Annotated in this window: 12 protein-coding genes; 3 read left to right on the top strand and 9 right to left on the bottom strand. The window is 73.8% G+C overall.

What is annotated here, in order from left to right:
* Positions 1–52 precede the first annotated feature (52 nt).
* Entirely contained in the window at positions 53–742 is a 690-nt protein-coding gene (locus tag ABD284_RS05600) for a LysE family translocator (RefSeq protein ID WP_344141330.1), read from the bottom strand.
* 286 nt (positions 743–1028) lie between these two features.
* Between ABD284_RS05600 and ABD284_RS05595 the strand changes: the two genes are divergently transcribed.
* The 3 genes from ABD284_RS05595 (at position 1029) to ABD284_RS05585 (ending at position 4661) form a co-directional block, all read left to right on the top strand.
* Positions 1029–2078 carry a LacI family DNA-binding transcriptional regulator gene (locus ABD284_RS05595; RefSeq protein ID WP_344141328.1) on the top strand — a complete coding sequence of 350 codons (1050 nt, stop codon included), beginning with the start codon at positions 1029–1031 and terminating at the stop codon, positions 2076–2078.
* 601 nt (positions 2079–2679) lie between these two features.
* The gene (locus ABD284_RS05590) at positions 2680–3591 is read left to right on the top strand and encodes a 5-dehydro-4-deoxyglucarate dehydratase (RefSeq protein WP_344141327.1); all 912 of its coding nucleotides are present in this window, start codon (positions 2680–2682) and stop codon (positions 3589–3591) included.
* Positions 3591–4661, top strand: coding sequence for a mandelate racemase/muconate lactonizing enzyme family protein (locus ABD284_RS05585; protein WP_344141326.1), 1071 nt, complete (start codon positions 3591–3593; stop codon positions 4659–4661). Before ABD284_RS05590 ends, ABD284_RS05585 begins: the two co-directional genes overlap by 1 nt.
* Positions 4662–4749: 88 nt before the next feature.
* On the opposite strand, the gene ABD284_RS05580 is transcribed toward ABD284_RS05585, so the two are convergent.
* From ABD284_RS05580 to guaD, 8 genes are all read right to left on the bottom strand, one after another.
* Positions 4750–5241, bottom strand: coding sequence for an N-acetylmuramoyl-L-alanine amidase (locus ABD284_RS05580; protein ID WP_344141325.1), 492 nt, complete (start codon positions 5239–5241; stop codon positions 4750–4752).
* A 225-nt stretch (positions 5242–5466) separates the two neighbouring features.
* The gene (locus ABD284_RS05575; protein WP_344141324.1) at positions 5467–6327 is read right to left on the bottom strand and encodes an SAM-dependent methyltransferase; all 861 of its coding nucleotides are present in this window, start codon (positions 6325–6327) and stop codon (positions 5467–5469) included.
* A 592-nt stretch (positions 6328–6919) separates the two neighbouring features.
* A complete protein-coding gene (locus tag ABD284_RS05570; RefSeq protein ID WP_344141323.1) occupies positions 6920–7393 on the bottom strand; it encodes a nitroreductase family deazaflavin-dependent oxidoreductase in 474 nt (157 codons plus the stop codon).
* 73 nt (positions 7394–7466) lie between these two features.
* Positions 7467–7877 carry a VOC family protein gene (locus ABD284_RS05565; RefSeq protein ID WP_344141321.1) on the bottom strand — a complete coding sequence of 137 codons (411 nt, stop codon included), beginning with the start codon at positions 7875–7877 and terminating at the stop codon, positions 7467–7469.
* 91 nt (positions 7878–7968) lie between these two features.
* Positions 7969–8253: a hypothetical protein gene (locus ABD284_RS05560; protein WP_344141319.1), complete on the bottom strand. Its 285-nt coding sequence runs from the start codon at positions 8251–8253 to the stop codon at positions 7969–7971.
* A gap of 41 nt (positions 8254–8294) precedes the next feature.
* Positions 8295–9116: an SAM-dependent methyltransferase gene (locus ABD284_RS05555; protein ID WP_344141318.1), complete on the bottom strand. Its 822-nt coding sequence runs from the start codon at positions 9114–9116 to the stop codon at positions 8295–8297.
* Positions 9117–9361: 245 nt separating this feature from the next.
* Positions 9362–10018, bottom strand: a complete 657-nt coding sequence (locus tag ABD284_RS05550; protein WP_344141317.1) for a hypothetical protein — start codon at positions 10016–10018, stop codon at positions 9362–9364.
* A 276-nt stretch (positions 10019–10294) separates the two neighbouring features.
* Positions 10295–12601, bottom strand: a complete 2307-nt coding sequence (gene guaD / locus ABD284_RS05545; protein ID WP_344141315.1) for a guanine deaminase — start codon at positions 12599–12601, stop codon at positions 10295–10297.
* Positions 12602–12790: the final 189 nt, after the last annotated feature.

The raw sequence follows: 12790 nt of genomic DNA, 5'->3' as shown, positions 1-12790 counted from the left end.
CCCTAGGCAGAGCGTCCTCAACCGGGCACCGCCCGGCGGTGGGGGCGGCCGGTCAGCGCGGCGTCAGCAGCATCCGCCCGGCGAGCGCCAGCAGCACGGTTCCGGTGGCGGCCTCCAGCCGGCGCCGGATCGCGGGGCGCCGGAACCAGGCCCCCGCCCGCGCCACGCCCGCGGCCAGCGACAGGTAGATCGCGGTCTCCACGGTGACCTGGACGAGCGCCAGCAACGACGTCGTGGCGAGCACCGGCCGGCCCGGCGGGATGAACTGCGGATAGAAGGCGAACATGAAGACCGCCGCCTTGGGGTTGGCGAGCTGGACGAACAGGCCTTCGGAGAACGCCTTGGCGGCCGCGAACCGGGGAGCCGCCCGTCGGTCGTCGGCCGCCGCGCCGCCGGCCTCCCCCGGCCCGCCGTGTTCGGTGTCCGTGCCGTCGTCGGCCGCCCGCCGGGAGCGCACGGCCGAGGCCCATGCGCGGATGCCCAGGAAGGCCAGGAACGACGCGCCGGCGATCTGCAGTACGAGGTAGGCGGTGCCGGAGGCGGCGACCAGGGCCGCGGCTCCGAGGCTCGCCGCGATCGCCCACAGGAAGAGCCCCGATTCCAGCCCGAGCACGGTCGCCACGCTCGCGCCGAACCCGCGCAGTGCGGCCCGCCGGACGATCAGCGCCATAGCCGGTCCCGGCGAAACCGAGATCAGTACGACGGCGGCCAGGAACGCCGGGAGGACCGCAATGATCTCCATGGTCGCCGTCTCCCATCGCGAGCGGGCAAGCGGGTGCAGCCCGATGGTCGGGGCCTGCACGTCGGCGGGCAAGCGCCTGACCGGTTGCGGACACCTGTGTCGGGGCTCCCGGCCGCGGGCGCCGTGCCCGGCCGTGTGCCGCGGCATCGGCGGTGCCCGGCGCCGGCGCTGACGGGCTTTCGGCGCACCGCCGGTGGCGCCGGTCCCTCCAGTATGCTGGCGGGAGAAATCGGTTTCCCGGGGGGTGCGGCGGCGAAGGCGCGGCACGACGGAATCGGGGTCGACGTTGGACGAGGCCGCAGGACCCGTCGCCGGGCCGGCGGAGACCGGCGCCGGGCAGCGCCGGCGCGGTCAGACCGTCACCATCCGCGACGTGGCCAGGGCGGCGGGGGTCTCGCCGGCGACGGTGTCGCGGGTCATGAACAACCGGGAGACGGTGGCCCCGGACCTCGCCCGGCGCGTCCAGCAGACGGCGGCGTCCCTGGGCTACCGCCCCAGCGCCGTCGCCCAAGGGCTCGCCCGGGGGCGCACCGGCCTCGTCGCGATCACGGTGCCCGACCTGGGCAACCCCATGTTCCAGTCGGTCCTGCGCGGCCTCAGCCGGGCCGCCGGGCGGGACGGCTACCGGCTGCTGGTCACCGACAGCCACGAACTGCCGCTCGAGGAGCTGGTGCTCGCCCAGGAGAGCAGGCTCCGGGCCGACGGCCTGGTGCTGTGCTCACCGCGCAGCCACGACCGCGAGCTGGCGGAACTGGCGCACACCATCGAGCCGTTCGTGCTGGTCAACCGGAACGTCGAGGGCGTGGACGCGCCCACCGTCGCGGTCGACTACGCCTCGGGTGTGCGCGCCGTGTGCGCCCATCTGGGCTGGCTGGGGCACAGCCGGGTCGCCTACCTGGAGGGTCCGCGGGCGAGCGTCCCCAACCGGGAGCGCCGGGAGACGCTGGAGGCGGCGGCCGAGGGCCGCTTCGCCCTGCACGTCGTCGAGTGCGGCTCGATGCTCGAGGACGGCTTCGAAGCCGCCGACCGGGCCCTGGCGACGGGTGCCACGGCGATCGTCGGCTACAACGACCTGGTCGCGCTGGGGGCGCAGGGCAAGCTGGACGAGATCGGTGTGCGGGTCCCCGACCAGGTCAGCGTGGTCGGCTTCGACGACATCCCGCTGTCCCGCTACACGGCACCGCGCCTGACCACCGTCGCCGTACCGCAGGAGGACCTGGGGCGCGAGGCGTGGCAGCGCCTCGGCGCCATGCTGCGCGGCGAGGCGCCGCCGGCCGACGTGTGTTTCACCCCGCGCCTCGAGGTCCGCCAGAGCACCGGGCCCGCGCTCCGCTGACCCGCGCTTCTGCGCAGGGAGGCCGCTCCTCCGGCCGCCGCCTTCCGAGGGCGTGCGTGCCGCGGGCACGCCGTGCGCGCCGGCGGTCCGTCCGCTTCACCACCGTGGCGGCCCTCGTGCGGGGTTGACACGCACGTCACGGTCAGTAGGTTGGAAACCGGTTTCCGGCGAAGTGTAGAGCCGCCGTGTGACAGCGGGTGATGATCGGAGTCGAGGTGCCGGATGCGACACCGCCCGCCGCTGCGGCGGAGGAGGACGGGAAGGGCGCCGCCGAGCGGGGCGGCGGCACGATCCGCGGGCGCTGGGAGCGCGGGGCCGCCGCTGTGTCCCGGCCCGACCGCGTCGGCGCCCGCGGCGCCGCGGAGTCCGCGGTCCTGTCCGTCGGGCGGGAGCAGGCGGTGCCCGACGGGCGGACGCGCGTCGCCGCCGCAGACGGCGCGCTCGCCGGTGCGCCGCTGAGCGGCCCGCTTCCGCACCGTACAAAAGGCCCCGGGAAGGCCGCCGCCTTGGCGGCGCACGCCCCGCCCGGTCCGCGACCGCGCCGCATGCGGCCCACCGAACCCGACCGAACCCGCCCGTGCCGCACGATTCGAGGAGCGACATGAAACTGGACGGCATCCTGTTCTTCCCGGTCACGCCGTTCGACCGAAGCGGGGCCGTGGACCACGCGGCCCTGGCCGACCACATCGGAACCCGGCTGGACCACGGTCCCGGCGCAGTCTTCGCCGCCTGCGGGACCGGCGAGATCCACGCACTGTCGACCGCGGAGCAGGAGGCGGTCGTGCGCACAGCCGTCGGCGCAGCGGGCGGCCGCGCGCCGGTCGTCGCCGGTGCCGGAGGCAGCCTGGGCACCGCCGTCGAGCAGGTCGCGGCGGCCCGCGCCGCCGGAGCCGACGGCGTCCTGCTGCTCCCGCCCTACCTCGTCGGTGCACCGCAGCAGGGGATGGTCGACTACGTCCGGGCGGTCGCCGAGTCCGCCGACCTCCCGGTGATCGTCTACCAGCGCTCCACCATGGCGCTCGCCCCCGCGTCCGCCGCCGAGGTCGCGGCGCTGCCCAACGTCGTGGGGATCAAGGACGGGATCGGCGACCTCGACCGCATGCGGCAGAACGTGATGGCCGTGCGGGCGCGGGTCGGCGGCGACTTCCTGTTCTTCAACGGGCTGCCGACCGCCGAACTGACGGTGCACGCCTACCAGGGGATCGGCGTCGACCTGTACTCCTCGGCGGCGTTCGCGTTCGTGCCGGAGGTCGCCACGGCCTTCTACCGGGCGTGGCGCGTCGGCGACCCGCTCGCCGAGCGGCTCCTCGACGAGTTCTACCGCCCGCTGGCCGCCATCCGCGACCGCACGCCGGGCTATGCGGTCGCGCTGGTCAAGACCGGCCTGCGGCTTCGCGGCACCGACTGCGGCCCGGTGCGCGCGCCCTTCGTCGACCCCTCGGCCGCCGACACCGCGGAACTGGAGCGGCTCGTGGAGCACGGGCTCGCGGCCGTTGCGGAGGGGGCCCGCTGATGCGCATCGCGGGCGTCGAGGCCTCCGTGCGGCGGTTCCCGCTGCAGGACACCTGGGACGGCGGCGTCTCCCACCACGACCTCGTCGTCGTCACGGTCACCACGGACAGCGGAGCCGAGGGCAGCGGGTTCGGCTGGACCCCGCGCGTGGGCGGTGAGGCGGTGCGCGCGGTCGTGGAGCACGACTGCGCGCCGGTGCTGGTGGGGCGCGACCCCGCCCCCGCGCCGCGCTGGGAACAGCTGTACACGCACCTGCACGAGGCCGGCCCCGGCGGTATCAGCGCCATGGCCCTCGCCGCGGTCGACATCGCGCTGTGGGACCTGCGTGCCCGCGCCCTCGGGCTGAGCCTGGTCGACCTCATCGGCCGCCGCCGCGACAGCGTCCCCTGCTACGGCAGCGGGGTGAACCTGGACCGCGGGCTGGAGGAGCTGCTGGACCAGGTGCGCCGGTTCACCGCCGCCGGTCACAGTGCCGTCAAGATGAAGGTGGGCTCGGCCGACCTCGAACGCGACGTCGAGCGTGTCGCCCGCGTGCGCGAGCTCCTGGGGCCGCACGGCCGGCTGATGATCGACGCCAACCAGCGCTGGGACCTGCCCGGCGCCGTCCGCGCGATGGGGACGCTGGCCGGGTTCGACCCGTACTGGATCGAGGAGCCGCTGCCGGCCGACGACCTGGAGGCCCACGCGCGGCTGCGCGCGGCCACCGCCGTCCCCTTCGCGATCGGCGAGAACCTGCGCACCGTCCGCTCCTTCCGCGACGCCCTGGTGCGCGGCGTCTGCGACGTCGCCCAGCCCAACGTCGTGCGCGTCGGCGGGATCACCCCGTTCCTGCGCATCGCCGACCTGGCCGCCGCCTTCAGCGTCCCCGTGGCGCCCCACCTGCTGCCGGACCTGTCCGTCCAGCTGGCGCAGTGCGTGCCCGCCGTGTCCATGGTCGAGGACGTCGAACGGGCGTCCTTCGCCGACCTCGGCGCCTTGGCGCGGCCCTCCGGCGTGTCCGTGGGCGCGGCGGGCGGCACCAGCGACACTCCGCCGGGGCACGGGCTGGTGTTCGCGCAGCCGGAGGGGTGACCGGCGCGCCCGCCACGCGCGGCGCCTGAGCCCGCGCGGCCGCCGGGGCGGTCCCGCCGGTGCTCGCCTTCGCCCGTGCGCAGGCCGGTCAGGGAATCCGGTCTCCTCCGGGCCCCTCTGCGGGCATGCCGTCGTGGACCCAGGCGTGCAGGTGGTCGCCGGGGCAGGTGGTGCTGTTGACGTCGCGGTGGCCCTTGGCCGCCAGCCGCCGCCCCGCGCGGTCGCACGCCTCGTCGTAGAGCGCGCGGATGGCGGCCTTCGCGGCGGAGGTGGGGTCGTTCTGGCCGATGTAGCAGATGCCGATCCCGCTGGTGTTGTGGCCGAGGGCGTGGGCACCGGCCACCAGCCATCCGCGCCCTTCGTAGGCGCTGCCGGCGTCGTCGACGAGGAAGTTGTAGCCGATGTCGGACCACCCGCGGCCGTCCATGTGGAAGTCCTGGATGGAGCGGACCGTCTGCATGGCGGGCTCCGCTGAGTGGTGGACGACGACCTCGGTGCGGGCGTCCCACGAGACGCTGCTCCGATCGCGTGGGGCGCGGGCGCCCCACGCGGACCTGGCGATGATGTGGACCTGTGGCATGCGTCGACCCTGGCATTTCGCGGTGGCGGTGTGCAGACGGTCGTTCCCGGTCCCCGGTCTGCGGTCTGCGGCCGCGGGTTCGCGGCCGCAGGCCTGCGTCTCGGCCGCCCGGCCCGCCGCAGTGCCGGCGTCCCGATGCCGCGCTCCCTCGCCGCCCGGCGCAGCGGCCGCGCGGGGGTGAGCGCCGCGGGCCCCCGCCCCGGCGCGGCCGCCGGCGCGCGGCGGTCAGACGAAGGCGACCCCGGCGTGCTCCCAGATGAGGACCTCCGCGTCGGCCGGGCGGCGCTGGGGTTCGACCCCCGGCACGCGCCACGTCGAGCAGTCGACGGCGACCGCGGGGAAGTCGCCGTTCGGCGACGGGGAGACCAGCCGCATCCCCTCGAACGCCCGGGACGCCTCGTCGGGAGTGCGCACCCGGCCCCAGTAGGCGCCGGAGGAGTGCACGCGGTCGGTGAAGGACCGAGCGGCCTCCTCGTCGTCGGAGACGATGTGGCTGTAGACCAGGCACGAGCCGGGCGCCAGCCGGTCGAAGTAGGCGCGCACGACGCCGAACGGGTCCCTGTCGTCGGGGAGGCAGTGCAGCAGCGACACCAGCATGACGCAGACCGGCTCGGTGAAGTCGATGATGCGTTCGGTGTCGGCGTCGCCGAGCACCCGGTCGACGTCGCACAGGTCGGAGGTGATCACGGTCGTCGACTCGTTCTCGGCGAGCAGCGCCCGGCCGTGCGCGAGGACGATCGGGTCGTTGTCGACGTAGACCACGCCGGCGCCGGGGTGGTGGCGCTGCGCGATCTCGTGGGTGTTCTCCATGGTCGGCAGGCCGGAGCCGAGGTCGATGTACTGGCGCACGCCCGAGCGCGCGACGTGGTCGACGGCGCGCGACAGGTAGTCGCGGTTGGCGCGGGCCATGGCGAAGGTCCCCGGGACCAGGTCTTCGAGTGCGATGGCCGCCTCGCGGTCGATCTCGAAGTTGTCCTTGCCGCCGATACCGGCGTCGTACATCCGCGCGATGGAGGGGCGGGACAGGTCGATCCCCGGGAGAGAAGGCGGGACCGTGTCGGAGGTGGCGAAGTCGCTGTCGTGCATGCGGTGGTCTCCGAGTTCAGGGGCCGAGAGCGGAACGGGCGCTCGCTGACGTCGTCGGGGGTGTGAACCCGGTGCCGTGTGGGGGCGCGGCACCGCCGGGGCGGCCAGTCTATCCGTGATCGCAGCCCCACGAACGGTGATCGGCGGATCGGGACCGCCCGCGGACACGGGGATCGGCGTGGCGGACCCGGCGCTCGGCGGCGGTCCGCGCGGGCCGCGTCCACGCCCCGCCGTCCGGCGGGGCCGCCGCTGCTCCTGCTCGCGGGCCGGCCCCGGACGCGGTACGGCTCGGGACCCGTTCGCGCTGCTCGGCGACCAGGCCGCGGACGCGGTCCCGGCTCTGCGGGGTCAGCGCCGCCGACCGGGCGGCCGGCTGCGCGATCAGGCGGCCGTCCGGTACAGCAAGGTCGGCGACGCGCTCGAAAACGACCTCCGGGAACGCCTCCACAGCGCGGGCCGGATCGCCCGGCCAGGCGCCGGGCGCCTGCTCGAACGCTCTCCGCCGGCCCGGCCGGCGCGGGCTTCACCGCTCCCGCGCCCCCCGGGACCGCCGGGACCGGGATGCCCGCCGGAGGCCGCGCCGAGCGGGCGGTCAGCGGGGGACGAGCCGGACGACCGGGTACTCGCGGTCGGACTTGGCCTGGTACTTGCCGTAGCGGGGCTGGGCCTCGGTGATGCGCTGCCACGCCTGCTCGCGGTCGGCGCCCCTCAGCCGGTGCGGCACCACCGGTACGGCGCCGCGGCCGGGCAGTTCGACCGACGCGCGCTCGGGGTGCGCCATCAGGTTGGCGTGCCAGTCGGGGTGCCGGCTACCGCCGCCCGAGGCGACGACCAGCCAGCCGTCCTCGTCATCGGCGAACCACGCCAGCGGGGTCTCCCGCGGCTGCTCGCTGCGGCGGCCCACCGTGTTCAGCACGAGCACGTCCATGCCCATGAAGGCGCCGCGGCCTCCCCGGACCTTGCGGCTCATCCGGGCATTCATCTTCTGCTGCACCCACCGCGACACCGGTCCGGGGGTTCCGGGCTTGCGCTCGCTGCGGCTTCCTGCCTGCTGGTTCCGTGCCATGGGACTACCTCCGGTCGGTCCGTCCGCCCCGCGGCGCCTGTACGCCCGCGGGACGCACTCGAACAGTGGGGCGCTACGCGCGGATCGGCTGCTGGATCCGCACCGTGTTGCCCGAAGGGTCGCGAAACGCGGAGTCGCGAACGCCCCAGGGCCGGTCGATGGGCTCTTGCAGGACTTCGGCGCCCGACGCCTGCACCTGCTCGAAAGCCGAGTCGAGGTCGTCGGTGCTGAAGACGAGCATCGGCAGAACGCCGTTGGCGAGCAGTTCCCCCAGGGCGTCGCCGTCGGCCTCGGAGCGGCCGGCGTGCGGTACCGAGAGCACGTATTCGAGGTCCGGCTGAACCGGGCTGCCGAGGGTGACCCAGCGGGACTGGCCGGCCCCCACGTCCTTGTGCAGTTCCAGGCCGAGCGCGTCGCGGTAGAAGCCGAGCGACTCGTCCACATCGGAGACGGTGATCTGGCAGTACTGGAGTGCGATCTTCATGCTGACAACGCTAGACAGGGGCGCTGCGCAGCGCTTCTCGATTCCTGACCGGTCCGGCGCCCGGCCGTCCGGCCGGGACCGAGCGGCCCGCTCACCGCTCGCGCGGCCACCAGATGGCGGGCGGCTCGGTCTCCTCCGGTTCCGGGGGCGTGGGCGAGCGGTGGTAGCGGATCAGCACCGCGGTGCCCCAGACCACGGGAATCCCGTTGGAGACGATCGGCAGCCAGGTAACGGCCTCGACGGTCTCACCGTCGAGCAGCAGACTCAGGGCGGTGGCCGCGTGCAGCAGCACGACGCCCAAGGCCAGGACGACCACGACCCAGACCCAGGCGTACTGCGCGCGGGTGGTGATGGTGTGTCGCCGTCGCGCCGCCATCCGGCCCTCCGCATCTGGGGCGGTGCTCCCGGGCTCCGCTGTCAGGGCTTGCGCGCCACTCCGCCGTACTGGTCCATCCCCCGCCGAGTGCCGACTTCGATGGGGTCGGGGCGCCACAGGGGGCACGGGACCACGCCGGGTTCGACCAGCTCAAGACCGTCGAAGCGGGCGGCGATGGCGTCCGGGCTGCGCAGCAGGTAGGGCACGGCGCCCTGCTCGTTGCCGCGCGCGACGGCCTCGTTGTAGGCCGGGCTGGTATCGGTGCCGTCGTAGACCGCCAGGTAGCTGCCGGACGGAAGGGCGTCCACGAGCCGGTGCACGATCGGCAGCACGTCGCCGTCGGGGATGTGCCCCAGGATTCCCATGAGCATGAGCCCGATGGGCCGGTCGAAGTCCAGGGTCGCGGCGGCGCGCTGCAGGATGGTGTCGGGCTCGCGCAGGTCGGCGTCGATGTAGTCGGTGGCGCCCTCCGGGGAGCCGACGAGCAGTGCGCGGGCGTGCGCTAGCACCAGCGGGTCGTTGTCCACGTAGACCACCCGGGACTCCGGCGCGATCCCCTGGGCCACCTCGTGGGTGTTGTTGACGGTGGGCATCCCGGTTCCGATGTCGAGGAACTGGCGGATCCCCGCTTCGCCGGCCAGGTGGGACACGACGCGGACCAGGAACTCGCGGCTGGTGCGCGCGAGGTCCACGATCTCCGGGAAGGAGGCGCGCACCTGGTCGCCCACTTCGCGGTCGATCGGGTAGTGGTCCTTGCCGCCCATCCAGTAGTTCCAGATCCGCGCCGAGTGGGCGACCGTGGTGTCGAGCTGCGCCGGGTTGTCGGACTCGGCGGGGGAGGGCCGGGAGAAGCCGTCTGTCATGGGTACCTGCCTCGGTCGGCGGTCTAGGGCCATCCCATGCGACGGGGCCTTCGACGCGGCCGCGTCCGAAAGCCCGCCCTCGGCTGGGATCCGTCGACTCCGAGAGTAGGCAACTCCGCCGCGCCGCGCACACGCGGGGGCGCACCGGCGATCCGGTCGGCGCGCGCACACCGCGGGGCCGGTCTCGCCGGCGGGCGGGGGCGGAGCGGGCCCGCGGCGCCGAGCCGATCGCGAACGGCGGCCGGTCACAGCTCGGCCGCGAGTGCGTCCATGTAGGCGGTGAACGCCTCGTAGGCGGGCTCCCGGTAGTCCTCCAGGTCGCCTCCGTCCGAGCCCGGCACGAAGAACTGGATCCTGTGCTCGATCCACGACTGCGGCAGCTCGGCGACGAAGACGAACTCGTACCAGTGCCCCTCTTCGAGGCCGTCGAGCCCTGCCGCAGCGTCCGGCCAGCCTTCCGGAGGCACCGGGAGGAAGTCCGACCGGGCGTCGGTCAGGTAGTCCGCGGCCGGTCGGCCCGTCTCGTACGGTTCGTGCCCGGCCACGCCCAGGGCCGCTTCGTTCGCGAACTGGAGCGCCAGGTCGTCGCGGGCGGCGTGGCCGAACTCCAGCGCGGCCGGCCAGTCGGCCGGCTCGATGTGGCAGCCCGCCCAGAACTCGCCTGACTCGCCTCTGGCGTCGATGTACTCCAGCTCGCCGTCGTGCGGCATCGCCGACTGGTCGATCAGCAGGTCGCAGACCGTGTCGAGTGCGATCGGCGGTGTCGGCTCCACGCCCTGGACGGGCGCCTGGGAGGTCTCCTCCGCGGCCGACGGCGAGGGCCGGGCGTCGCCCGGTTGCGCACCGCCGCATCCGGCCAGGACGAGCAGGCCCACCGCCGCGCCGGCCAACAGCCCCCTCATCCGCCGCTCAGCTCCGTCCCGTGCCCGCCCGGTTCCTACGTTCCGCGCCTCATGGTCCCCCACCGCCCGGGAACCCGCCAGGGGTCCGGCCGCCGCGGCGGCGCGAACGAGCCGCGGAACCCCGCGAGCCCTCGTGCGGCGAGCAGGCCCCGGCCCGGCGACGCAGCTCGGGGCCTGCCCCGCTGTCTTCGGCCGCCGCCGGTGCGGGGATCGGCATCGGCGGCGGCCGCGGGCCGCGGCGGCGGCGCCGGCTGGGACGGATGCTCCGCCGACGGTTCAGGTGGCGAAGTGGGCCGCGTAGAGCAGCCCCTCGTAGGCGGTCAGTCCCAGCCCGTACATCGTGGACGGGTTGATGCGCGGATTCGGCTCCGGGGTGGTCCAGACCCGGACGTCGGGTCCCAGCTCGGCGGTCCAGTTGCGCAGCTCGTTGCCCACCCACTGGTTGCCGGAGGCGTACAGCAGCCCGTTGTAGGGCGCGAGCGCGGGGCGGGCCGTGTCGATCGTGCCGGACAGGACCCTGTGCTCCTCCCACGAGCCGTTCGCGGAGTCGTAGGAGGTCCATCGCAGGTCCCGGTACCGGCCGTCCGACGCCTGGCCGGGGGAGTACATCACGTACAGCCGCCCGGCGAAGGGCGCCGCGGCCACCGGATCGTAGCCGGTCCGCCAGAGCCGCTCCCACGCGCTCCACCGGTCGAGCTCGGCGTCGTAGGCGGCCCAGTGGAGGTGGCCGTCGGGCTCGCGGTCGCGCAGGAACACGTACAGCAGTCCGTGGTAGGCGGCCATGGCCGGTGGCTGGTTGCTATGGGGTGCGGTGTCGAGGCGCTGGGGGCGGCTCCACTCGCCGGTCTCGGCGTCGTAGGCGAGCAGGTAGGGCGCCCGGGTAGACGAGACGTAGCCGCAGTACAGCTTGCCGCTGTAGGCCGCCGCGGCCGGTTTGGTGCCGCCCTGGGGACCGAGGGCGACGGGTGCGCTCCACTCCGTCCCGGTGAACGTCGTCCATTGGAGCTTGTCCGTCGGGGAGTTGTAGAGGCAGTGGAGGCCGCCGGCGTAGGCGTCGACGGCGGGGGCGCGGTGTCCGTCGAACGAGGTGTGCCGGTCGTGCAGCCACTCGCCGCTCTCCCAGTCGTAGCGGCTCCAGGCGAGGGTGCGGTTCGTCATCCTCGGCTGCGGAGCGGGTTCGGTGTCGCGCTTGTAGGACAGCCGCCCCGCCACGTAGGTCTCCGCCACGGCCTGGTCGCCGCCCAGGATGGACAGCGCGAACAGCACGTCGGTGATCTCGCGGCTGTCCCTGGTGCGCCGAGCCAGCAGCGGGGTGGCCTTCGGGTCGAGAACGGCGATGTCGGCCTCGTAGCCGGGCTCCAGGGAACCGATCCTGTCGTCCATGCCCAGTGCCGCGGCGCCGCCCCGGGTGGCCAGGTAGAACATTCGCACCGCGTCGAGGGGGTAGTCGCCGAGGGCGGCCACCTTGTACGCCTCGTTCATCGTGCTCAAGGGCGAGAAGCTCGTCCCGCCGCCCACATCGGTGCCCAGGCCCACGGTGATCGGCCGCCGCGGGTTCTTGGCATGGCGGAGCTGGAAGCCTCCGCTGCCCAGGAACAGGTTCGAGGTGGGGCAGTGGGCGATCGCCGCGCCGGTGGCGCTGCAGGTGTCCATCTCGCCGGCCGTCAGGTGGACGCCGTGCGCCAGCACCGCGCGAGCGCCGAGCAGGCCGTAGTGGTGGTAGACGTCGAGGTAGCCCGACCGCTCCGGGAAGAGCCCGCGCACCTGGTAGACCTCGTCGGGGTTCTCCGAGACGTGCGTGTGCATGAGCAGGCCCTCGGAGCTCTTCCACAGCTCCCCGGCGGTCTGGAGCAGGTCCCCGGTGCAGGAAACGGCGAACCGGGGCGTGACGGCGTAGACGCCGCGGGTGCCCGGAGCCTCGTGCCAGCGCTCGATCAGTCGCCGGGACTGCTCGTAGGCCTCCTCCGGGGACCGGTCGAGCAGTTCCTCGGGGGCGTTGCGGTCCATGAGCACCTTTCCGGCCGCGACCCGCATTCCGCGCCGGTTGGTCTCCTCGAACAGCGCGTCGACCGATTCCGGGTGGCTCGTGCAGAAGACGAGGGCGGTGGTGGTGCCGTTCCGCAGCAGCTGGTCGCAGAAGAGGTGTGCGATCTCGGCGGCGTAGGAGCGGTCGGAGAATTTCGCCTCCTCCGGGTACACGTACTTCTGCAGCCACTCGATCAGCTTCTCCCCGAAGGCGCCGATCATCGCGGTCTGGGAGTAGTGCACATGGGTGTCGACGAAACCGGGCGTGATGATCCTGTCGCGGTGGTCGACGGGGGTTACGTTCGGCGGCAGGTGCCGCTTGACGTCCTCGTAGGGCCCGCAGTGCTGGATCCTCCCGTCCGCGCAGATGAGGAGGCCGTCGCTCTCGTAGCGCATAGCGTGCTCGCCGGCGACGAGGAAGGGGTCGTCGCGGAACCACAGCAGTCGGCCCCGCAGCGCGACGGTCGATTCGGGGGCGGTCCTGTCGGGGCTCTCCGGGTTGCCGCAACGGGAGTCGTCGAGTTCGTGGGCGGTATCGGGGATGTCCGAACGGGCCAACTGTCACCTCCACAAGAGTCCGTCGTCCGCAGGGGAGACGGCACGGAGCGGTTCCTGAGGGCGGGATCCTGAGCATCCCGGAACGCGCAATCCAGTTATCCCAAAACAAGGTGGCAAATAATCGGCGCACTGCGATTCGGTCATTGTTTTGGAGGACTGGAATATGGATATGCGTTCTCCTGGCTGTTT

This window comes from Streptomonospora arabica, from assembly GCF_039531585.1.
GTDB lineage: Bacteria > Actinomycetota > Actinomycetes > Streptosporangiales > Streptosporangiaceae > Streptomonospora > Streptomonospora halophila.
The sequence above is the reverse complement of the archived record's forward strand: the minus strand, read 5'-3'. Positions and strand labels throughout refer to the sequence as shown.

What these genes read in the sequence shown, in the direction of transcription:
- ABD284_RS05600 (WP_344141330.1), bottom strand. Translation starts at nt 742, where the DNA reads ATGGAGATCATTGCGGTCCTCCCGGCGTTCCTGGCCGCCGTCGTACTG.
- ABD284_RS05590 (WP_344141327.1), top strand. Translation starts at nt 2,680, where the DNA reads ATGAAACTGGACGGCATCCTGTTCTTCCCGGTCACGCCGTTCGACCGA.
- ABD284_RS05585 (WP_344141326.1), top strand. Translation starts at nt 3,591, where the DNA reads ATGCGCATCGCGGGCGTCGAGGCCTCCGTGCGGCGGTTCCCGCTGCAG.
- ABD284_RS05580 (WP_344141325.1), bottom strand. Translation starts at nt 5,241, where the DNA reads ATGCCACAGGTCCACATCATCGCCAGGTCCGCGTGGGGCGCCCGCGCC.
- ABD284_RS05575 (WP_344141324.1), bottom strand. Translation starts at nt 6,327, where the DNA reads ATGCACGACAGCGACTTCGCCACCTCCGACACGGTCCCGCCTTCTCTC.
- ABD284_RS05570 (WP_344141323.1), bottom strand. Translation starts at nt 7,393, where the DNA reads ATGGCACGGAACCAGCAGGCAGGAAGCCGCAGCGAGCGCAAGCCCGGA.
- ABD284_RS05565 (WP_344141321.1), bottom strand. Translation starts at nt 7,877, where the DNA reads ATGAAGATCGCACTCCAGTACTGCCAGATCACCGTCTCCGATGTGGAC.
- ABD284_RS05560 (WP_344141319.1), bottom strand. Translation starts at nt 8,253, where the DNA reads ATGGCGGCGCGACGGCGACACACCATCACCACCCGCGCGCAGTACGCC.
- ABD284_RS05555 (WP_344141318.1), bottom strand. Translation starts at nt 9,116, where the DNA reads ATGACAGACGGCTTCTCCCGGCCCTCCCCCGCCGAGTCCGACAACCCG.
- ABD284_RS05550 (WP_344141317.1), bottom strand. Translation starts at nt 10,018, where the DNA reads ATGAGGGGGCTGTTGGCCGGCGCGGCGGTGGGCCTGCTCGTCCTGGCC.